Source organism: Mucilaginibacter sp., assembly GCF_039921305.1.
Lineage (GTDB): Bacteria > Bacteroidota > Bacteroidia > Sphingobacteriales > Sphingobacteriaceae > Mucilaginibacter.
Genome location: NZ_JBDSCA010000012.1, coordinates 69,484 through 90,412 on the forward strand (window position 1 = coordinate 69,484; position 20,929 = coordinate 90,412).

The following is a 20,929-nucleotide window of genomic DNA, read 5'->3' on the forward strand; positions in this document are numbered from 1 at the left end:
CAGCAAACTCATGGCATTGGCTACCAAATAGAGTTAAAATTTTAACATCTTTGGCTTTTGCATTGGTTAAATTATCCAGGCGATAACCAATGCAAATTTGTGGCTGTTTCTAAAAGGCATAATGTAAATACATCGCAAATTCAGCAAATAAATTCGCGTTAAAGTAAAAGTATTATAATTTTACCTAATATATCTATTAGAATTACAATGCTAATTAGTGTCTTTGATTAATAATCGTCTTTATTGCCAGATGCATCGTCAAAGCCTTCGTTATCCGAAAACTCGTTTCCAAATTCATCATCTTCGTCTTCAGAATCTGCATCATCAGTGCCTTTTACTTCGTCAGGATCAGATACTTCTTCAAAATCTTCGGTTTCTTCGGCAACCAGTTCGAGTTGGTTTAAAAAGTCAAATTCATCGTCAACAACGGCTGCCACACCCGGATCGGTAGGGTTAAATACATTGCCGAATTGTTTTGGAGCTTCGCCAACGCTTTTTGCTACAAAGGGGTAGGTAACACCCGGCGTTTCGTTTAATATTTTGATGAGTTCGACATGGAAATCAAATGGGCGGTCGAAATTAAAAGTGTAGTAGAACTTTTGGTGCGGATCGTCAATAAAGCTGCTCAACCTTGATTTTTCCATTAAAGGAACACCGCGATCAATGCGGCGTTGGTTTGGCAGATAGGTGATTTCTTGCCCTTTCATCCATTGATCGTTACTGATGTAGAACGATGAAGGGTAATCGGGCTTGTAGCCGGTTGAAAAATGTATTGCCTTATGCAGATCTTCAAAGGTGTGGGTTGATTTAATATCAACTTCCCTTATTACATCGTCATAATCTTCAAAAGAAACTTTAAACCTATAAACTGCCATTATTATGAGTACGTTTTAAAAGCCAAAAATAATATTTTATTCTAATTTTCTGTTTGCCACAACTTTTAAGCCAATTTGCTCGCCTTTTGCAATTGTGTAGTTAATTGCTGCTTCGCGCTCGTTGGGGATATCGCCTTCCAGTATCGCTTCGCGGATCTGTTGTTTAATAATGCCCACCTCACGACCCTCATTGATGCCAAAAAGCTCCATAATATCTGTCCCGGTAACGGGTGGCTGCCAATTGCGTAGTTGGTCGCGCTCTTCAACCTGTTTCAATTTTTGTTGAACCAGCTCAAAGTTGTTGCGGTATTTTTTTATTTTGTATTCGTTTTTGGTAGTTATGTCTGCTTTGCACAACAACATTAAACCTTCAATATCTTCGCCGGCCTCAAAAAGTAACCGTCTTACGGCAGAATCTGTCACAATTTCTTGTGCCAAAACTATTGGGCGAAGGTGGAGTTGCACCAATTTTTGCACTTGCTTCATTTTCTCGTTAAGCGGAAGCTTGAGCTGTGCGAATATTTTAGGTACCATGCGCGCCCCTTTATCCTCATGACCATGGAATGTCCAGCCGTGGCCTTCTTCAAAGCGTTTGGTGGCGGGTTTGGCAATATCGTGCAGTATGGCAGCCCAGCGCAACCATAAATCGGGCGTAGTTTCACAAATGTGATCCAGCACTTGCAAGGTGTGGTAAAAGTTATCTTTATGGCCTTTGCCTTTTATGATCTCGACACCGTACAGATCAACCATTTGCGGGAAGATCACTTTGAGTAAGCCGGTATCAAACAATAGCTCAAAACCTATGGATGGCTTGGGGGATAGGATGATCTTATTCAACTCATCGGTGATACGTTCCTGAGAAACGATCTTGATGCGATGTGTGTTGGCTTTGATGGCCTGAATTGCCGTATCGTCAATTTGAAAATTGAGCTGAGTTGCAAAACGGATGGCACGCATGATGCGTAAGGGATCGTCGGAAAATGTTTCGACAGGATCTAACGGTGTGCGGATGAGTTTTGCTTCCAGATCGGCCACGCCGCCGAATGGATCAACCAATTGACCATAGTTTTCGGGATGAAGGGCGATGGCTAAAGCGTTGATGGTGAAATCGCGGCGTTTTTGATCATCTTCGAGGGTGCCGTTCTCAACGATGGGCTTGCGGGAATCTGACCGGTAGGATTCTTTACGGGCACCTACAAACTCTATCTCCAAATCGTGATAGCGGAGCATAGCGGTGCCAAAGTTTTTGAATATGGATACTGGAACTTTGAGTTGAGCGGCTACCTGTTCCGCGAAAGCGATGCCATTACCTACTACAACGATGTCGATATCTTTTGACGGCCTTTGGAGAAACAGATCGCGAACAAAACCACCTATCACATATGCGTGCACGCCCGTTTTACCGGCTGCTTTAGATATGATGTTGAAGATAGGATGTTGCAGATGCTGTTTCATTCGGTTGTTGCCGGAACTGTCAATTAATGAGCCGCAAAGGTAATTAAATAACGGCAGGGGATAAATACCAACGTGGTATTATTTGCGGATGAACTGAAAACGACCATCCGGCTCAAGCCGCATAATGGTTGATGGGGCTTTTTCGGTCAAGTCATATTGTTCCAGATCAACCACGTAATCAACACCATCCAAAATTTCGGCAGATACGCCATTGAAGTTTTTTGGTGAAGGTTGTCCGCTGATATTAGCCGATGTAGATACCAATGGCTTGCGTAAGCGTTGTATCAATTGCTGGCAAAACTGATGTTTAGTTACCCTGATGCCTACGCTGCCATCGGGAGCGATAAGATTGGTTGCTATGTTTTTTGCGCCGGGCATAATCAGGGTCATGGGTTTTTCGGCATATTCTATCAAATCATAAGCAATATCAGGTACTTCGTTAACGTAGCTTAATAGTTTGGCATCGTTATCTAACAGAATAATCATGCTTTTGGCTTCGTCGCGCTGTTTGAGGGCGTAAATCTTTTTAACGGCTTCGGCGTTCGTAGCATCGCAGCCAATGCCCCAAATGGTATCTGTTGGGTAGAGGATAATGCCGCCGTCCTGTAAAACCTTGAGCGCTTTGGTAACTTCGTTATTCAACATGGTTTACTACTTTGGTGTATAAGTCCATCAACTGGGTTGCCAATACTTTATCTTCAAACTTTTGGGCGTAGATATGCCCTTTTTCTATCATTGTTTTTTGCAGGTTTTTGTTTGATAAGAGAAGACTAATTTTATCAGTCAGGTCTTTCTCATCATCCGGGCCAACGTACAAACTATCCGGGCCACCGGCTTCATCCAGGCACGAGCCTGTGGCGGCTATAACGGGTGTGCCCGATACCAATGCTTCTAAAATAGGGATACCAAAACCTTCGTAACGGGATGGGTAAACAAAAATTTCGGCCAGCTGATAAATAGATGGCAGATCGCCGAAGCTGGCATTGGGTATAAAGGTGATGCGGTTAGCCAGTTTGTTGCGGGTAATGTACTGCTTTACTTTTTTGCTGTAATTAGTTTCTTTACCTACTATTACCAGGTAAGTTTCGCTTGGCAACCGATGGAAGGCTTTGATCAACACGAGCAGGTTTTTGCGTTCTTCTATTGTACCAACATTGAGTATAAACTTTTTGGGTAGATTATATTTTAGCTTTACTTCGCCTTTTTTGAGATCAGTTTGCTTCACGCGGAATATCGCATCACAATTCTGATAAATTACCTCAACTTTTTCAGGGTCAACGTTTAATAGCTCAACCAAATCATCTTTAGTTCGCTGGCTCACAGCAATAATATGATTAGCATGTTTGCAGGCATATTTAATTTTGGCCTGATAGATTTGCCTGCTGATAAATCCAAAATATTTCGGATAGCGCTTAAATATCAGATCGTGAATGGTTACTACCGACTTGATGCCGGTTTTATCTATCCCGATAGGTATTTCATGACTTAAACCATGGTAAATTTGAATACCAGCGGTTTTTAGATCTTTAACAACAAACTTACTTCGCCACAGCGAAGCAAATCTTTGATTTTTAGGTGTTGTGATCCAGATGTGTTTCTGTTCTTTAAAAAAATCAACCCGGGCGCTTTGAACTATTCCCGGCGTATATAAAAAGTACTCATTATCTGGAAATAGCGAAGCTATCCCCTTAATAAGGCTACGGCTGTAATTGCCTAGCCCGGTCATATTTAAAAAAACTCTTTTGGCGTCGTATCCTATTCTCATGTTTAGCTACTGGGTTATTAGGTTATTGAGTTATTGGGTTAGACCCGGTTAAAAAAGGCTTAACAACAATTAACTCAATAACCAATAACTAATCTATACAGCTACGTTATTCTCTCTTAATGCGTCGTTTAATGAGGTTTTTTTATCGGTTGACTCTTTACGTTTACCGATGATCAAAGCGCAAGGTACGTGGTACTCACCACCTGGGAATTTTTTAGGGTATGAACCCGGAATTACTACCGAACGTGCCGGAACAAAGCTTTTATATTCAACAGGTGGATTTTGGGTAACATCAATAATTTTGGTTGACGCGGTTAATACTACATTGGCGCCCAAAACTACTTCGCTTTCTAAATGCACACCTTCAACCACAATGGCGCGTGAGCCTAAAAAGCAATTGTCTTCAATAATAACCGGGGCACCTTGTACAGGTTCTAAAACACCGCCAATGCCTACCCCGCCGCTTAAGTGGCAATGCTTGCCAATTTGCGCGCATGAGCCTACAGTTGCCCAGGTATCAACCATGGTACCTTCGTCAACATAAGCGCCAATGTTTACGTACGATGGCATCATGATAACGCCTTTGGCTAAATACGCGCCGTAACGTGCAATACCATGGGGCACCACGCGAACGCCTAATTGCTTGTAGTTGGTTTTTAGTTTCATCTTATCGTGAAAAACAAAAGGGCCAACTTTAATTTCTTCCATCTCGCGGATTGGGAAGTATAATATAACGGCTTTTTTTATCCATTCGTTAACGTGCCAGCGGCTGCCAATTAGTTCGGCAACGCGTATCTCCCCTTTATCAAGGCGGCCAATAACGGTTTCAATAGCTTCGGAGTATTCTTTAAAGGTAATTAATGTCCTGTCAACCCAGGCATCTTCTATTAGTTTCTTAAGGTCTTGCATTAGCTGATATTTTTAGCAAAATAAATCAATTTACCAGGTATTTGTTAGTACCGATAATAAAAACGTCGAAGATAATAAAAAATGGGGAAGGCTTGATTTAAATACGGGAAATCTATTTGTTATTATGATACATATTGTGAATTGTGGCACAATTTTATGATTTTTGAGATCTGAATATTATGGCTGAAAAAGACAAATTGCGCATTGATAAATATTTGTGGAGCATACGCGCCTTTAAAACCCGTACGCTTGCCGCGGATGCCTGTAAAGCGGGCCGGGTAAAATTGAGTGGCACCAATATTAAACCAAGCCACGAAGTGAAGGTAGGTGAGGTATACCAGATAACCAAAGGACCAGACCGCCGAACCATTACAGTAACTGGCTTGTTAGAAAGCCGTGTTGACGCTAAAAAGGCCGTAGGTTACTACGATGACATTACACCAGAAGAAGAAAAACCGGCTTTTAAAAGCATGTTCCATGCGCCGCTATTGAGCAGGGATAGGGGAACCGGCCGCCCGACTAAAAAAGACAGGCGCGATATTGATGAGCTAAAGGATGACTTTTTTGAATAGGATTTTCTATCTTTAAACAAACATTAAACCCGATTTAACCTTTATATCAATACATCGCTAAAATCACAACATGATCAAAAGGTTACTTACCACCGCCATACTTATCTTAACCATCAGCTTTGCCAATGCGCAAACAGCTAAAAATAGCATTGGTATTTCCGCCTTTACAGGATTGAAGATGTTTACCGCCGATAGCGTAATGAAAGGCAGCAGTTGGGGCATGGAAGGTGTATACCATTTAAATATGGCCGATAATAAGGCCGATTGGGTAAAGATGCTCAATATTAGGAGTGTAGACCTGTCGTTCTCCTACCGTAACTATCAAAACATTTATCTGGCCAAACAACCCAAAACAACCGTTGGCTTTTTAGGCGATTACTATGGCGCGATAGCTAAAATAGGTATAGGCATTGCCAGCGTTGGTAAAACCGAACTGTTGTTGAACCCAGGTTTTGGTTTTGGCTACGCTACCGAAAGCTACTATACCGATGATAACCCATTAGTAGGCAGCCACATCAATTTTACGGCACAAATTGGCCTAAAGCTGGCTACACCTATAACTAAATCAACAAGGCTATGGGCCGGGGTTGATCTGTACCATTACTCAAACGCCGCGTTTAAGCTGCCTAATTATGGGGTAAACTCCATTAATGCCAGCTTTGGCATTGATCAGGATATCAGCACACCGGCATCACAGGGGAGTAAAACGCCTTTTCAACATTATAAAAAGCACAGCTTTGAGTTTGGCGTAAACATAGGTCATCGTGGTATTGTGCAGGAGGGTGGAGGTTTTGATCAACACCCGGAATATAAGACTATTCAAAGAAATAGAACGTCTGACCTCTATAAATCGGGTATTTACCTGGGATATAACTATCGCCTTAATCCGGTTTTGAGTTTGAGAGCAGGCTTTGACGGGGTTTATTATTACAGAACTTTAGACAGCCAGGATGGGATAGACCATTTTTATGCCACTTACCAGGAACTGGGCAGCTCATATGATAAGCTGCGTGTGGGCCTAAGCCTTGGTGCCGAACTTTGGCTGGGTCGCTTTTCGCTGCCGGTAAATTATGGGTATTATTTGCATTACAAATATTTTACACCAAGCTACGGGTCAACTTATTCGCCACCTGATACTTATTGGACATTTGGCGCGCGTTACTACTTTACACCACACTTTGCTTTAGAAGCCAAACAGTATTTACACCGAACGCAGGCAGACTTTGCAGGGTTTGGGGTGATTGTGAAGATTTGACGGACTAAATTCGGTAATTAAAGGTGTTTAATGTTCATGTATTTATCACATTAAACTAATAAACTACACCGCCCGTCTAAAAAATGTCAACTTGTCATAAACAATTTGCGGCAAGCTATTTGATTAGTATATATTTGTTAATTAAAATTTAAAAAAAATATCATGGCTTTAGAAATCACCGATGCGAACTTTGAAGAGTTAGTATTAAAATCAGATAAACCAGTACTTATTGACTTTTGGGCTGAGTGGTGTGGCCCGTGTAGAATGGTTGGCCCCCTTGTAGAAGAAATTGCGAAAGACTATGCCGACACAGCTGTTGTAGGTAAAGTAAACGTAGATAATAACCCAGGTATATCAATGAAATTTGGTATCCGTAACATCCCTGCCTTATTGTATTTTAAAAACGGCGAGATCGTTGACAAACAAATTGGGGCAGTGCCAAAATCTGTTTTAACAGCTAAATTAGATAAGCAATTATTGAGTTTTAGCTAATCAGCAAAGCCAATACTATAAATTAAAGCGTTCCGGTTATTTCCGGGACGCTTTTTTTGTGGAACAGATTTTTGATTCCTGGTGATTTAAATTGTTTGATGATCCACAACAACAGAAAAATCAATGCCATCGATTCAATTAGATGTTGCAAATTATAGTTAGTTATCCAAATACACCTGAAAAAATTAAGTTGAGTATTCTGTAAATAAATTAAAACAGTTAGATAGGCTATCGCGATCTCGCTGATAATGTTAAGCACATTGAAAACAATATTGATTTTAAAAAGTACTATTAGTGTTTTGCGTCCAATATCTGATGAGTTAAGAGTCAAAATTGCTGATACTATTCCGATTAAGTTGATGAGTAAAATAACAATCAGAATGGACAAATTAGAATAGACAAATGTCGTAACTAGACAGATTAAATCGGGTATAACCGAAAGGTTGGTCATGTCCGGCTTATGGTGTCCGCTGTGAATTTCTATTCGATGATAAGTATTTAGGATGTTATACAAAATAAACAAATAACATACCCAATTTCGGAAATTTGAATAACGTTTAACTGTGAATAATATCATAGGTTGATTATTAGCATAAATATATAGTAATTTAGTAAATAAAAAGTACGCAAGCTCATGCCATCATTAAGCACAAACAGCCAGTTACAACAATTAGCCAACCTCGAACTATTGGCCAAACAGGTTGTTGAGGGTTTTATTACCGGCTTACACCAAAGTCCTTTCCACGGCTTTTCTGTTGAGTTTGCCGAACACCGTTTGTATAACAATGGCGAATCTGTCAAAAATATCGACTGGAAGCTGATGGCGCGTACCGACAGGCTTTACGTAAAACAGTTTGAAGAAGAAACCAACCTGCGCAGCTACCTGCTGCTGGACACCTCATCAAGCATGAATTATCCCGATAAGGGGATGAGTAAGATGCAGTTTTCGGTATATGCCATCGCGTCATTAATGTATTTGTTTAAAAAGCAGCGTGATGCTTTTGGCTTGTGTTTCTTCTCGGATAAGGTAGATTGGTTGAGCCGGGCGCGGTCCACATCAACACACCTGTACTATTTGTTCGCCGAATTAGAGCGCATGTATGAGCAGCCCAAAGCGAACAACCAAACCGATATCGCGGGTGTACTGCACCACATTGCCGAAGATGTACACCAACGTTCCATGATCATCCTGTTCAGCGATATGCTGGAGAATGGGATGGATGCGCAAAAATCGGAAGCGCTGTTTTCCGCCTTGCAACATCTGAAGCATAATAAGCACGAGATCGTGATCTTTAATGTATCCGACCATCAAAAAGAACTGGCCTTTGATTTTGGTAACCAACCACATCATTTTATCGACTTAGAAAGCGGAGAGGAGTTACGTGTACACCCGAACGAGATCCGCAATAGCTATTTAAACTCACTCAGCACCTGGCGCAAAGAGCTTCAATTGAAATGCGCCCAGTATCACATTGATCTCATTGATGCCAATATTCACAATGGCTTTGATAAAGTGCTAAAAGCCTATCTGGTTAAGCGGAATAAGATGATGTAGAAACCCTGAGCATCCCATTAGCGTCTGTTTTACCATGCCTAACTTCAATAACCGGAATAACAATTTGTCGGTATTTATCGGTGTTTTAACAAAGTGCGGAAGGGTGTCATCCTGAGCGTCATTCGAAGGACGAACGCAAAGGCCATATCCACATGCAATAACCGGAATGGCCATCGGTATTTGTCGGTGTTTACAACAAATTTTCCATCTTACCTCGTGCATTTTCCTGTACAAAGTAGCACACAAATAAATATGCGCTTTTGCTTGGTCTTATTACCAGTTACAAAGATACCAATAATCATCTGAATACTTGGTGCATCGGTCCCATAATACTAAATCAGTTATGAGAATTAAACACTGTAAAATCATTTAAGTTGAATTGGAATCCTTATCATTATCTTAAATTATCCAAATCAATTTCAATTTACAGTTGTTACAACATCTGATTATACCGTATACTATATGAGATTAGCCATTCAACGTACAGCCGTAAAAGTAAATCCTGATGCTAAACGCGTAATTGCCCGATTCTTTTTTAATGGTTCAGAACGGGCCCAAGGCGTAATCCAAAAAATAATGGAACTGAGTGAGCAGCAGGTTTTTGATATCATATCACCTATTTTGCAAGAATACTCCAAGCGCCATCGTAACATTACCAAGGTAATGCAGCGACACTGCAATAAGCTAAAAGATATTTTTGAGCAATTAGATATCGATCTGAACGAAGTATCCAATTTCCGCAAGCTATTGATAGGCTCATATTTTACACATGAATATTCCATAGAATCGGCTGCGTTTTTTAATCCATCTATGATTGAAGACCCTGACCAGAGTGAACTGCAAGAGGGTGAAAAAAGGATGATCATCAGCTTTAGGGCAGTAGGTGAGGGGCATATCTCGTCCATCTCTTTTCGCCGCGCTTTAATAGATAAGGACAATAATATCGAAGTAATTGGTGCAGGTAACTATATTGATGAAGCCGAGGTTATCCGCAACGCGATGTATAACAAAAAACTGTTTTTTGAAAAAGCAGCTATTACACAGATCAATATATCGGTATTAAAGGAGCTGGAAGATAAGTTAGAGGATCATTTTGAATATTCAAGTCTGCGCCGCATTATACTCGATTCGCAAAAGCTGGAGACTGATGATCTGAAGAAAATCGAGTTCGATAAAATGCTCTGGCTGGCCGATTCATACTACGAGATCGTTTTTTCGTTGGATACCGACATATCCGACAGGGTAATATTCCCTATTTCAGAATTTGAACGTAAAGGTATTGAGGATGCCCGCTTTGTGAAATTTACTCAGGATGACGGTAGCTTCACTTATTACGCTACCTATACTGCCTATGATGGTTCGCTCATTATGCCTAAGTTGTTAGAAACCACCGATTTTATCGACTTTAAAGTACGTCCCTTATATGGTGCGGGCGCGCAAAACAAAAACCTGGCTTTGTTCCCACGCAAAATAAACGGTAAATACGTAATGATGTCGCGCATTGATGGCTGGAACAATTACATCATGTATTCGGATAAGATCAATGTATGGGAAAAGCCCATTCTGTTGCAAGAACCCAAGTTTTCATGGGAGTTTGTGCAGATAGGCAACTGCGGGTCGCCCATAGAAACCGAGGACGGCTGGTTAATTATAACCCATGGTGTAGGCGCTATGCGCAGATACGTGTTAGGTGTGAGTTTACTTAAACTGGATGATCCGTCGGTAGTAATTGGCCGTTTGAACGAACCATTGTTAATACCCAATAAAGATGAACGCGAAGGTTATGTGCCCAACGTGGTTTACTCTTGCGGCTCAATAATCCATAATGGTAAACTGATATTGCCCTATGGCTTGTCCGATTATGGCTCCTCGTTCGCTTTGGTCGAGTTGAAAGATCTGTTGGATAAGTTGAAGAAGGAATCATAATGGTGAGTAGTTAGCGGGTAGTTGTAAAATGGTAATGATTGTCCGTTAACCACTCACTATTCACAATTAACCGCTCACCGGCTAACCGGTGTAATCTACAATGTTTCTTATCCGCACATCAAGTTCTTTGGTGGCATATTCCATTAACAGCAGCTCATCGTGTGTGGCCTGGTAGCCATTGCTGCGGAATATTTCCATAAAACCCAGTATAGAAGCCACGGGGCGGCGTAACTCGTGCGATTGGATGTGGGCTATGTTTTTAAGTGAATCGTTTTGTGCTAATATTTGCTGCTCGTGCAATATCCGTTCGGTAATATTGTAAGCGTTAAATGATATACCGATGATCTCGCCCTCTGCATTATAACCCGGATCAAAGGTAATGGCCCACCAAATAGTTTCGGTAGGGTAAGTAACTTCGCGTTCGTATCGTAGGGGAATACCGCTCAGGGCGGTTTTGTATTCATCAACAAAACGCTCAAGTGCAGGTCCCGATAGTATCTCATCTACTTTCATCCCCGCATGCATTTCAACGTTGTATGTGCGCTCAATAAATTCGGCCATGTTTCTGTTAAAGGCTATTATTTCAAGCTCTTTGCCAATTAGGCTATGGCAAGAGTTACCGCTCTCAAAAAACGAACGCAACTTGGTTTCGGCTTCTTTAGCCTGTATGTATTGTTCTTTAAGAATGTTCAGGCTAAACTCAAACTCCATGATCTGGATAATGCGTTTACCTAACACTTTTAGCAGGTGTTGCTGGGCCTTGTTTATCTGGCGTGGTTGGGTGTCAATTACACACAAGCTACCCAGGTTGTGCCCATCGTGTGTATTGAGGGGTATACCAGCGTAAAAGCGAACATTGGGTTCACTTATTACACAAGCGTTATTTATAACACGGGTGTCAAGCAGCGAATCTTCAATTATCAGTAAATCATTGCCTGGTGGCAAATGCTGGCAAAAGGTATCAGTGCGCATCACATATTCCAAATCAATGCCTACCTTATATTTAAAATACTGTTTATCCTCCTCAATTAAACTAATGAGTGCAATAGGAGTTTCACATAGTTCCGACGCAAGCTCGGCTATTTCCTGTAAATTTCGATCCCTGTCAATCTTAAGGGTCAAAAAACGATGAACGGTCTGCAAACGGTCTAACTCTTGTTGGGGCATAAAAAGATTTAGATAGATGTGCGTTTTTCTGTAGTCTATTATATACAACTACATGGTGTAAAGGTAAAGTAAAATTCTTAATTTACCTTATAACAGAGTTTATGAGCAAGTATTTTGTGGAGGTACATTAAATGTTATTTAGTGGTGTTTTTACTTTACTTTGTTTTGTCGCTGCCGATAATTCAAACCTAAACTATTAAATTTAAATGACAAAGCACATAGCCAACAAGGCAACCAGAAGCCGTAAATTTGCATAGTGTAATAAGTACACCAGTAAATATCGATCTATTGAAAAAAAACTTAATACCGTTAGCGCTTGGTGGCTTAGGCATAGGTACCACCGAATTTGTGATGATGGGTTTACTACCCGATATAGCCCGCGATTTTAATATCAGTATCCCCGTAGCCGGGCACTTAATATCGGCATATGCATTGGGCGTAGTTATTGGAGCCCCGTTGCTTGTCGCGATAAGCAGCAGCTTTGAACCAAAAAAGATCCTACTCGCGCTGATGACTATTTTTACGCTCTTCAACGCTTTTTCGGCATTTGCACCTAATAATACGGCTTTGCTTATCGCGAGGTTATTCTCGGGTTTACCACACGGCGCATTTTTTGGCGTAGGCGCGGTAGTAGCCAGCCGTCTTGCCCAAAAGGGCAAACAAGCCCAAGCTATCTCCATTATGTTTGCCGGGTTAACTATAGCCAACCTGCTCATTGTGCCTTTAGGTACTTACGTTGGCCACCATTACTCGTGGCGGTACACGTTTGGTATTGTAACGCTTATCGGTATCATTACCATAATATTTATTCAGTTGTGGCTACCTAAATTGCCTATTAACAGGGCCGGTAATATCAAATCAGAACTGGCCTTGTTCAAACGTACCGAAGCATGGCTCATCATCCTCATTACAGCCATAGGTACTGGTGGCTTATTTGCCTGGATAAGTTACATAGCCCCGCTCATGACCGAAGTTTCTCACTTTGCCGCCAATACGGTATCCTATATCATGATATTGGCTGGCTTCGGTATGGTGGTAGGTAATATTATAGGTGGCCGTTTGGCCGATAAAATGGAGCCTGTTAAAGCCTGCATCGTTCTGCTTATCGCGATGGCTACAACGCTGGTTTTGATCTTTCTCTTATCCGGAAACCAGATCGCCTCCTTAATATTAACATTCATAGCCGGGGCATTGTCAATAGCCTTAGCCACACCCATCCAGATCCTCATGATCAAAACTGCCGCCGAAGCCGAAATGCTTGGCGCAGCCGCCACACAGGCCGCCTTTAATGTGGGCAATGCTTTGGGTGCTTTTTTTGGTGGCCTGCCTATCGCTGCCGGTTTGGGTTATGCTTCGCCATCGTTGGTAGGCGCTTGCATGGCTTTGGTTGGGACGGCGTTTGGGTGGATGCTGATTAAAAGACAGAAAAGAGTAAAGTCCCTTGAATCTCAATTGGCTTAGTTATAAGTAAAAATCTTTTTCAACCTCCCAACTGAACACCGACTTTAACGTTTTGAGGGTTTTAAGGGCCGCGATATGAATAGCTTTTGTATCACCATACCCTTTATCATCATCATTAGCACTGATGTTTTTGGTTCTTCTTTTGGTTAAAAAGTTAAAACTGTAATTCTGGCTGGCATGTGTTGCCCTGTGCATAGAATAATAATCGGCACCTATTAATGTAAACTCGTTAGCCTGATATCTGAATTTATAGGTGAGGTTAGTTATTTCCCAGCAGCCTGCATTGCAAAAAATTTGGTAATCGAATTTAAGAATCCCCTTATCTATTGCCATTTCCTGAAAGGGCTCCTCTCTGGTAGGGCTATCGTGTAGCATCACAAAGTCGTTATTCTGTTCAGCAAGGTGAAATTGGTTATCCGCTTTGCTTTTGAATAAGATGATCAGTATTCGGGGTTGGGTAACTACGGTAAAGGTATGGCCGCTGTCCAATTGTTCAACAAAGTTTACGCTATCTTTATGTTGTAAAATTACCGCTGCATCGGGTATATTATCTTTATTCAGGTCGCCTGTAGCACTTGCCAAAACAGTCCATCCCGGGGGAGCAAAATCCTTCATTGTTTTACCTTGCTGCTGAACAACAGGATAATGAAAGCTTTGCCCGTAAATAATATTTGCGAAGAACAAAAGCGGCAATAACATCAAATTTTTCATGATGCGGATATTTAGGTTTATGTGATGAATATACCTAATAAATCTAAACCAACAATGGCAAACGCCAATTACCTCAAAATCCTTTTATACAATCCCCAATAGTCACTCGCCATTTTCTCTTTCGAGAAATTATCTTTGGCCCATTGCGTGCAGTTGTAACGGTTTATCCGGGGGATGCGTTTCACAGCATCAACGGCTTCATCAACGGTATTAACCAAAAAACCGGTTTCCTGGTCCTTAATTAATTCCGGCATTGAGCCACGGTTAAAAGCGATAACGGGTGTTCCGCAAATCATCGCTTCGGCAACGCTCATCCCAAAAGGTTCGTTAAAATTGATGGGATGCAATAATGCCGATGCATTGCTCAAAAGCTCCATTCGCTTATCTGGCCCGGCATGGCCTATAAACTGGATCTTGCTGTTTAAATGTGGTTCAACCTTTTGCTTAAAATAATTTTCATCCTGAATGATACCGGCTATCAGCAATCGTTTTTTACTCTTTTTAGCTATCTCAATAGCTTCGGCAGCGCCCTTATCATGGTGTATCCTGCCAAAGTAAAGCAGGTAATCATCCGGCGAATCGTTAAAACTAAAAGCATCCAGATCAAGGCCATTATAAACTGTGGCTAAGTAACTCAAATCAGGACTACGGTCCGCATTACTGATCGATACATAATGAGATGTCGTATTATACTTTTTATAAACCGGGATTATCCGTGGCGACGAAAAACCATGAATGGTAGTTATCATCGGCGTTTTGATCAACCGGGAATAGGTGAGGGGTAAAAAATCAAAGTTATTATGAATAATATCGAATTCTTTAGCGCGCTCCATCAGGTTACTGATGTGCAGGCATTCCAATACTTTGGCATCCTGCGTACGGTCTTCCTCATACCCACTTTCGCAGATAGAAGATAGCTTGCCTTCGGTGATAGAATCGCCTGTGGCAAAAAGCGTTACTTCGGCACCTAATTTGATAATGCCCTCGGCAATATTCGACGCTATTTGTTCCCATGGCCCATAATGCCGTGGCGGTGTGCGCCAGGCTACAGGTGCTAATACGGCTACTTTCATACGGCTAAATTAACAAAGCTCAATAGTTTGTCCGTACTTATGGTACTCATACTCCAACTCGAAAGCCTTTAGCACAGTTAAATGGCTGATGAGGTAAGCGAGTGTACTTTCTGCTCCCTGGTTACGGTTAATGCCGGTTGGCAAAATACCATCGCAGCAACCCTTCGTTTCATGGTCGTACAACGGAGCGCGTAAGCTGTTATCCCCTAAAAACCACATATAGCAGGCAAACATTTTTTCAATATACTCAGGCTTGTGCCATAGTTGATAAGCCTGAAAATTCATCAGCACCATAGCCATAGTTTCAATAGCCTGCTGGTCGTATTCCGGGAATTTACCACCTTTCCGGTACCAACCTTCGTTACCAACCGGACTCAAATAGCCGTTTGATAAAGTCGCCTTATCTAAAAAATCCATAGCTTCCAATGCCACTCTTTTCACGTCGGGGTCGCCGGTTATTTCGGTAGAGTGCATCAGCGCTAATGGTAATATGGCATTGTCATAGGTCATCACATCTTCAAACCAGTGCCAGTTATCGTCACTATTTGCTTCATAGGCGTCCATTAACGGCAGAGTAAGGTTTTTCATTTCCTGTATCAGCCCATCATCACCGGGGAAAACTTTAAGATACAAGGCTATCCCAATAATGGTATTGGCTTGTCCGCGGATATGGGTCAGGTTTTTAAACTGCTGAATAGCCTTATGGAATATCTCCACAGCAAACTCGCGGTACGAGTTATTTGTAGCGCAATTGATCAGGTAGCCTAAAGACCATATCGTTCTACCAAAAGAATCTTCCGAGCCAACTTCATCTAAATACTGCCTGCTAAAACTCAAAAAGTTACGGAAGTTGCCATCCTCGGTTTGCATGTAATGGATGTAGCTCAGGTAAATGGGCAACAACTTTAATGCCTCCGGACTTTTATTGCGCTGATAAGCCATCAAAGCCATAATCAGGGCGCGGGCATTATCATCCAAACAATAACCCTCTTTTAGGTTAGGAATCCCAAATTTAGCATGCTGAACTATGCCCGTATCATCCGTTAATCTCAACACATGGTCCAAACTAAAGCGTGGCATAATTTCGGGGTCAACAATGGTACTTTGCAGTATCTTGTCGTTCAGGTCATGTTTGGCTGCTGCTTCCTGGGCTACTTTAATATATTCGGCACCAATTTTAGGGTAACGTGTATGTAGCCCATAATCATAGGCATTGCGTTTTAATTGCTTTAACGATTCGGGGTTACCCAATAAATCATTTACTATCGCGCCTAACTGCTCATGATCTTTAAAATCAAATATGCGCCCACGATCATTGTCCAGTAACTCCTGGGCATGCCAGTATGGGGTTGATACCACCGCTGCACCCGCGCCAATGGCGTACGATAAAGTTCCGCTGGTAATTTGGGCTTCGTTTAAGTACGGTGTAATATAAATATCAATGGCGGTTAGGTATTGAAACAACTCCTCTTCGGATACGAATTTGTTGATGAACGTTAAATGCTTACTAACCCCTAATTGCGCGGCCAAACGTTTTAAGCTGTCTCGATATTCCTCACCATTGTTCTTTAAAACGCCCGGGTGCGTATTACCTAAAATAACATACATCACATCAGGGTGTTGTTTTACTATCGCAGGTAAGGCTTTAATAACGGTTTCCATACCCTTATTCCTACTTATTAAACCAAAAGTGAACAACACCTTTTTGTTTTTAAAGGCAGGCAATTTTTTGATCTCGTTATTTTCGGATGCTTCCAGATCTGGCACACCATGTTCAATGATCTGGATCTTTTCGGCAGGTATCTCGTATATACTGGTCAAAAATTCAACCGCGCGTTTACTCATTACAATCACTTTAGATGATTGATCGGCAATCTCGCGCATAATGATCTTTTGTACAAAACTGGGTTCGCGCAATACGGTATGTAAAACGGTAACAAGCGGTTTCTCTAAACGGTTTATCAAGGGTAAAATATAGATGCCACTTTCACCACCGTAAATACCAAACTCATGCTCCAGGATGCACACATCGGCATTGCTGGTGTTTAAATAGTTAGCAGCACGTATGTAATCTTTTTGATTATCCTGACGAACGGTGAATTTTACTTCTTCCGGATATTCATAGTCCTTAAGCTTTTCAGAGTCATTCATGGCAACAACAAAACCACATTGGGTAACTGCGTCATCGCCGGTAAAATTGGCATTAACCGCGCGTACTAAATTTTGATTAAATGTTGCTATACCGCACTCGCGGGGTGGATATGTAGATATATAAGCAATGCGCATACAAAAAATATGTGTTTTAGATAGTGTGCATTAATAACACTAAGTATGCGCAATTGTTTGTATATATTGGGAAGTAATGTTGCTTTAATGTAACATTTAAGTGGTTTTTATTGAGATACTTGTAAATTCGCTTATCGCGAATAAAAATCCAAAGCCCCCAATATTACAGCGCATGCCTGCCTTATTTGGGCTTCGGTAATAATTAACGGGGGGGCTATGCGCATAGAGTTGCTGCAATGCAAAAACCAGTCGGTAATAACGCCATGCTCAATACAACGGTCAATCACTTGCTTGTTAAACTCAAAGCTTTCCAGTTCAATGGTTAGGATGAGGCCCTTGCCACGGGTTTCGCGGATAGCCGGATGAACAAGCAAGCCGCGCATCAATTTCTCTTTTTGCTCAACCTGTTCAATTAATTGCTCATCCAGCAAAACCTCTAATCCGGCTAAACCGGCCGCACAACATACCGGGTGCCCGCCAAAGGTTGTAATATGCCCAAGTATTGGGTTCTCCTTTAACGAACCCATGATCTCTGTCGAAGATATAAACGCGCCAATAGGCATACCGCCTCCCAAAGCTTTAGCCATTACCAAAATATCGGGCACAATACCAAAATGCTCAAAGGCGAACATTTTACCAGTGCGGCCCATAGCTACTTGTATTTCGTCTAAAATCAAGAGCGTCCCTGTTTGGGTGCAACGTTCTCTCAGTGTCTGCATATATGCCATATCCGGCACCCGGATCCCTGCTTCGCCTTGTATGGTTTCAATTAAAACGCAGGCGGTTTCGGTGTTGATCTGCTCTAAATCAACCGGGTTATTAAATTCAATAAATTGTATTCCGGGCAGTAAAGGGCGGTAGGCTTGCTTATACTCTTCGTTACCCATTACACTTAAAGCGCCGTGCGTGCTGCCATGGTACGAGTTTTTACAAGCGATAATATTTGCGCGGCCGGTATAACGCTTTGCCAGTTTTAATGCTCCCTCAACAGCCTCGGCACCCGAATTAACAAAGTAGGTTGATTGCAGTTGCGAAGGCAGTAACGATGCCAGCTTCTCGGCAAATTTAACCTGTGGAGCCTGTACATACTCACCGTAAACCATCAGGTGCATGTATTTTTCGGCCTGTTCTTTTATGGCGTTAATAACTTTGGGGTGGGAGTGCCCAATATTGCTTACGCCGATACCAGAGATCAGGTCAAGATAGGGCTTGTTTTCCTTATCGTATAAATAAACACCCTTGGCGCGCTCAAACTCCAATAATAATGGGAAGTGTGTGGTTTGCGCATTGTGGTTTAAAAAAAGTTGCCTCAAGGTTATCATGCCGCAAAAATAACAAAGGCTTCCGGAATTACCCGAAAGCCTTCGCTTATATCAATACTATTGATCAATTATTGGCTTCGCTTTTTTGTTCGCGCATTTTTTTGATCACCTCGTCCATAAAATCTTTTTCGCTTTTGTATATCAAACTTACCTTTTCAAAAGGTAATATCTTTAAAAACTCGTTGGTGTAAAATTTTTTGATATTCGTCTTCTTTTCGTCTAAAGCCAGTTCATTTAATACCTGGTCCTTACCGTTAGTTTGCGAAGGCGAGTTGTTCTGCCTGATCTGTTTTTGAACAGCGGCCATTTCTTCCTGGTATTTGTTATATAGTGGCCAAAATTTTTCTGCTTGCGCAGGTGTTAACTCAAGTCTTTTGGTAATATAAGCTGTTCTGATGAGTCTGATGCGGTTTAATCCATCCGGAGATTTGTTTCCTTTACCTCCCCTGCGTTCCATCTTTTGATCTTTGCGGTCTTGTTGCTGCTTCTGATCATCGCGCAAGGTGGTAGCATCTGCTTGGCCGTAAGCCGCCAGACAAATAAAAAGTAAGACTATAACAGATAAATGTCGCATTATAATATATTCTATAACCGTAAATATGGTTATTTTAATTCATTGTTTCGTTGCCGGTATCGGTTGCCGGTATGTTATTGGGATCGTCATTCTCCATTAAGGTAGGTGAGTCACCACTTAATTCAAGGTAATCCTGCAGATCACTTTTTGATACCTTAGACAAAGCCCTGTGCAGATCTGAACGGTTATGAATAGCAGCGTCATTAAATTCGCTCATCAAAACTGCGGCTCCAACAAATACAGTTAAACAAGCGGCTGCGGCGTACTTAAATACATCTCTACTCCAAAGTTTGCGTACAATAGGTTTATTTTGTTGGGCTGGTGCCAGTATACCTACTGTTTTTTGTAAAATACGAGCCTCTAATTCTTCAAAATAATTTTCAGGAACAATAAAGCCCTCCTCGGCATTGATCAATTTATCAACAGCAATACGGGCTTCAATATTTTGTGACAGATCTTCAAAGTAGTTTTCAGGAACAGTAAATCCTTTATCTGTATTCAATAACTCATCAATAGCCACCCGGCTTTGAATATTATTGGTTAGCTCGTCAAAATAATTCTCAGGCACTTTGAAACCTTTATCCGTGCTCAAAATCTCTTCAATAGCTATACGGCTTTGAATGTTTTGGGTTAGATCGTCAAAGTAGTTTTCAGGTATTTTAAAACCATCCTGCGGATTGGTTTCCTTAAATTTTAGTAATCGAATTTCATCCATAATCCTGCCCTCCATCTCTTCAAAATAGTTATCAGGCACCGTAAACGCGTTTGCAGGACTAACCTTGCTTAGCGCCGGATACTCATTTAACCATTCTTTATTTTCTCTTTCGTTACTCATTACTAGGGTATAGATGTTTTTTTTGGCAAAAGGTTTAATCTAAATCAATCTTCTGCCAATAAAAATGCTTCAATTTTTTTCACAGCCAAATGAAACGACGATTTGAGTGCTCCAACGCTTGTTCCAAGCACTTCGCTCATCTCTTCGTATTTCATTTCATCATAATATTTCATGTTAAAAACCAGCTTTTGTTTTTCGGGTAAGGTTAATAAGGCTTTTTGGAGCTTCAACATCGCCTTATCGCCATCAAAGTAAGTCGAGTCGGCTAACGATTCTGCCAATTCGTTGGATACATCATCCAACGGAACGTTATTCTTTAACTTTTTGCGATTTAAAAAGGTGATACACTCGTTTGTAGCAATACGATACATCCAGGTGTATAGTTGCGCATCGGCGCGAAAGCTGGGCAGGCTCTTCCAAACTTTTACAAGAACATCCTGAACCAGATCGTCGGCATCATCATGATTTACAACCATGCGGCGGATGTGCCAGTAAATTTTTTGCTGGTATTTTTTCAGTAACAGGTTAAATGCCTCGTTCCTGGTTTTTTCATCCTGGAATTTCTCCAGTATAACTGTATCTTCAACCTGAGTAGACATGTATGGGCTATTAGTTTTTTGTTTAAACGCTAATTAGAGCATTGTGTTTCAAAGGCAAATATAATAAATAATGATTGAAGGATTGAATGAGAGAAGG

19 protein-coding genes are annotated in these 20,929 nt (G+C 41.4%); 6 read left to right on the forward strand and 13 right to left on the reverse strand.

Annotated features, from left to right (window positions below; genetic code table 11):
* Positions 1 to 227 precede the first annotated feature (227 nt).
* The 5 genes from ABIN91_RS02300 to ABIN91_RS02320 all read right to left on the reverse strand — a co-directional run bounded on the left by ABIN91_RS02300 (position 228) and on the right by ABIN91_RS02320 (position 5,004).
* A complete protein-coding gene (locus ABIN91_RS02300; protein WP_348048016.1) occupies positions 228 to 875 on the reverse strand; it encodes a hypothetical protein in 648 nt (215 codons plus the stop codon).
* 36 nt (positions 876 to 911) lie between these two features.
* Positions 912 to 2,330 carry an HD domain-containing protein gene (locus tag ABIN91_RS02305; protein ID WP_348048018.1) on the reverse strand — a complete coding sequence of 473 codons (1,419 nt, stop codon included), beginning with the start codon at positions 2,328 to 2,330 and terminating at the stop codon, positions 912 to 914.
* A gap of 78 nt (positions 2,331 to 2,408) precedes the next feature.
* Positions 2,409 to 2,975, reverse strand: a complete 567-nt coding sequence (locus tag ABIN91_RS02310) for an L-threonylcarbamoyladenylate synthase (protein ID WP_348048020.1) — start codon at positions 2,973 to 2,975, stop codon at positions 2,409 to 2,411.
* Positions 2,965 to 4,095, reverse strand: a complete 1,131-nt coding sequence (locus ABIN91_RS02315) for a glycosyltransferase family 1 protein (RefSeq protein WP_348048022.1) — start codon at positions 4,093 to 4,095, stop codon at positions 2,965 to 2,967. Before ABIN91_RS02315 ends, ABIN91_RS02310 begins: the two co-directional genes overlap by 11 nt.
* 93 nt (positions 4,096 to 4,188) lie before the next feature.
* A complete protein-coding gene (locus tag ABIN91_RS02320) occupies positions 4,189 to 5,004 on the reverse strand; it encodes a 2,3,4,5-tetrahydropyridine-2,6-dicarboxylate N-succinyltransferase (RefSeq protein WP_348048024.1) in 816 nt (271 codons plus the stop codon).
* A gap of 179 nt (positions 5,005 to 5,183) precedes the next feature.
* Between ABIN91_RS02320 and ABIN91_RS02325 the strand changes: the two genes are divergently transcribed.
* The 5 genes from ABIN91_RS02325 (at position 5,184) to ABIN91_RS02345 (ending at position 10,804) form a co-directional block, all read left to right on the forward strand.
* Positions 5,184 to 5,576: an RNA-binding S4 domain-containing protein gene (locus ABIN91_RS02325; protein ID WP_348048026.1), complete on the forward strand. Its 393-nt coding sequence runs from the start codon at positions 5,184 to 5,186 to the stop codon at positions 5,574 to 5,576.
* Positions 5,577 to 5,646: 70 nt separating this feature from the next.
* On the forward strand, positions 5,647 to 6,831 hold the full coding sequence (locus ABIN91_RS02330; RefSeq protein ID WP_348048028.1) for an acyloxyacyl hydrolase: 1,185 nt from the start codon (positions 5,647 to 5,649) through the stop codon (positions 6,829 to 6,831).
* Between the two features lie 162 nt (positions 6,832 to 6,993).
* The gene (trxA, locus tag ABIN91_RS02335) at positions 6,994 to 7,323 is read left to right on the forward strand and encodes a thioredoxin (protein WP_348048030.1); all 330 of its coding nucleotides are present in this window, start codon (positions 6,994 to 6,996) and stop codon (positions 7,321 to 7,323) included.
* 634 nt (positions 7,324 to 7,957) lie between these two features.
* Positions 7,958 to 8,878, forward strand: a complete 921-nt coding sequence (locus tag ABIN91_RS02340) for a DUF58 domain-containing protein (protein ID WP_348048031.1) — start codon at positions 7,958 to 7,960, stop codon at positions 8,876 to 8,878.
* 462 nt (positions 8,879 to 9,340) lie between these two features.
* Complete coding sequence (locus ABIN91_RS02345; RefSeq protein ID WP_348048033.1) at positions 9,341 to 10,804, forward strand: glycoside hydrolase family 130 protein; 1,464 nt, start codon at positions 9,341 to 9,343, stop codon at positions 10,802 to 10,804.
* Positions 10,805 to 10,885: 81 nt separating this feature from the next.
* Here ABIN91_RS02345 and ABIN91_RS02350 read toward each other — a convergent pair whose 3' ends face one another.
* On the reverse strand, positions 10,886 to 11,971 hold the full coding sequence (locus ABIN91_RS02350; protein WP_348048035.1) for a GAF domain-containing protein: 1,086 nt from the start codon (positions 11,969 to 11,971) through the stop codon (positions 10,886 to 10,888).
* 288 nt (positions 11,972 to 12,259) lie between these two features.
* Between ABIN91_RS02350 and ABIN91_RS02355 the strand changes: the two genes are divergently transcribed.
* Positions 12,260 to 13,432, forward strand: coding sequence for an MFS transporter (locus ABIN91_RS02355; RefSeq protein ID WP_348048037.1), 1,173 nt, complete (start codon positions 12,260 to 12,262; stop codon positions 13,430 to 13,432).
* On the opposite strand, the gene ABIN91_RS02360 is transcribed toward ABIN91_RS02355, so the two are convergent.
* The 7 genes from ABIN91_RS02360 to ABIN91_RS02390 all read right to left on the reverse strand — a co-directional run bounded on the left by ABIN91_RS02360 (position 13,433) and on the right by ABIN91_RS02390 (position 20,832).
* Positions 13,433 to 14,143: a hypothetical protein gene (locus ABIN91_RS02360; RefSeq protein WP_348048039.1), complete on the reverse strand. Its 711-nt coding sequence runs from the start codon at positions 14,141 to 14,143 to the stop codon at positions 13,433 to 13,435.
* Between the two features lie 68 nt (positions 14,144 to 14,211).
* Positions 14,212 to 15,216: a glycosyltransferase family 4 protein gene (locus ABIN91_RS02365; RefSeq protein WP_348048041.1), complete on the reverse strand. Its 1,005-nt coding sequence runs from the start codon at positions 15,214 to 15,216 to the stop codon at positions 14,212 to 14,214.
* Between the two features lie 9 nt (positions 15,217 to 15,225).
* Entirely contained in the window at positions 15,226 to 17,502 is a 2,277-nt protein-coding gene (locus tag ABIN91_RS02370; protein WP_348048043.1) for a glycosyltransferase, read from the reverse strand.
* A 131-nt stretch (positions 17,503 to 17,633) separates the two neighbouring features.
* The gene (locus tag ABIN91_RS02375) at positions 17,634 to 18,824 is read right to left on the reverse strand and encodes an aspartate aminotransferase family protein (RefSeq protein WP_348048045.1); all 1,191 of its coding nucleotides are present in this window, start codon (positions 18,822 to 18,824) and stop codon (positions 17,634 to 17,636) included.
* A gap of 64 nt (positions 18,825 to 18,888) precedes the next feature.
* Positions 18,889 to 19,398: a hypothetical protein gene (locus tag ABIN91_RS02380; RefSeq protein WP_348048047.1), complete on the reverse strand. Its 510-nt coding sequence runs from the start codon at positions 19,396 to 19,398 to the stop codon at positions 18,889 to 18,891.
* A gap of 34 nt (positions 19,399 to 19,432) precedes the next feature.
* Positions 19,433 to 20,233 carry a hypothetical protein gene (locus ABIN91_RS02385; RefSeq protein ID WP_348048049.1) on the reverse strand — a complete coding sequence of 267 codons (801 nt, stop codon included), beginning with the start codon at positions 20,231 to 20,233 and terminating at the stop codon, positions 19,433 to 19,435.
* A gap of 44 nt (positions 20,234 to 20,277) precedes the next feature.
* The gene (locus tag ABIN91_RS02390) at positions 20,278 to 20,832 is read right to left on the reverse strand and encodes a sigma-70 family RNA polymerase sigma factor (protein WP_348048051.1); all 555 of its coding nucleotides are present in this window, start codon (positions 20,830 to 20,832) and stop codon (positions 20,278 to 20,280) included.
* Positions 20,833 to 20,929: the final 97 nt, after the last annotated feature.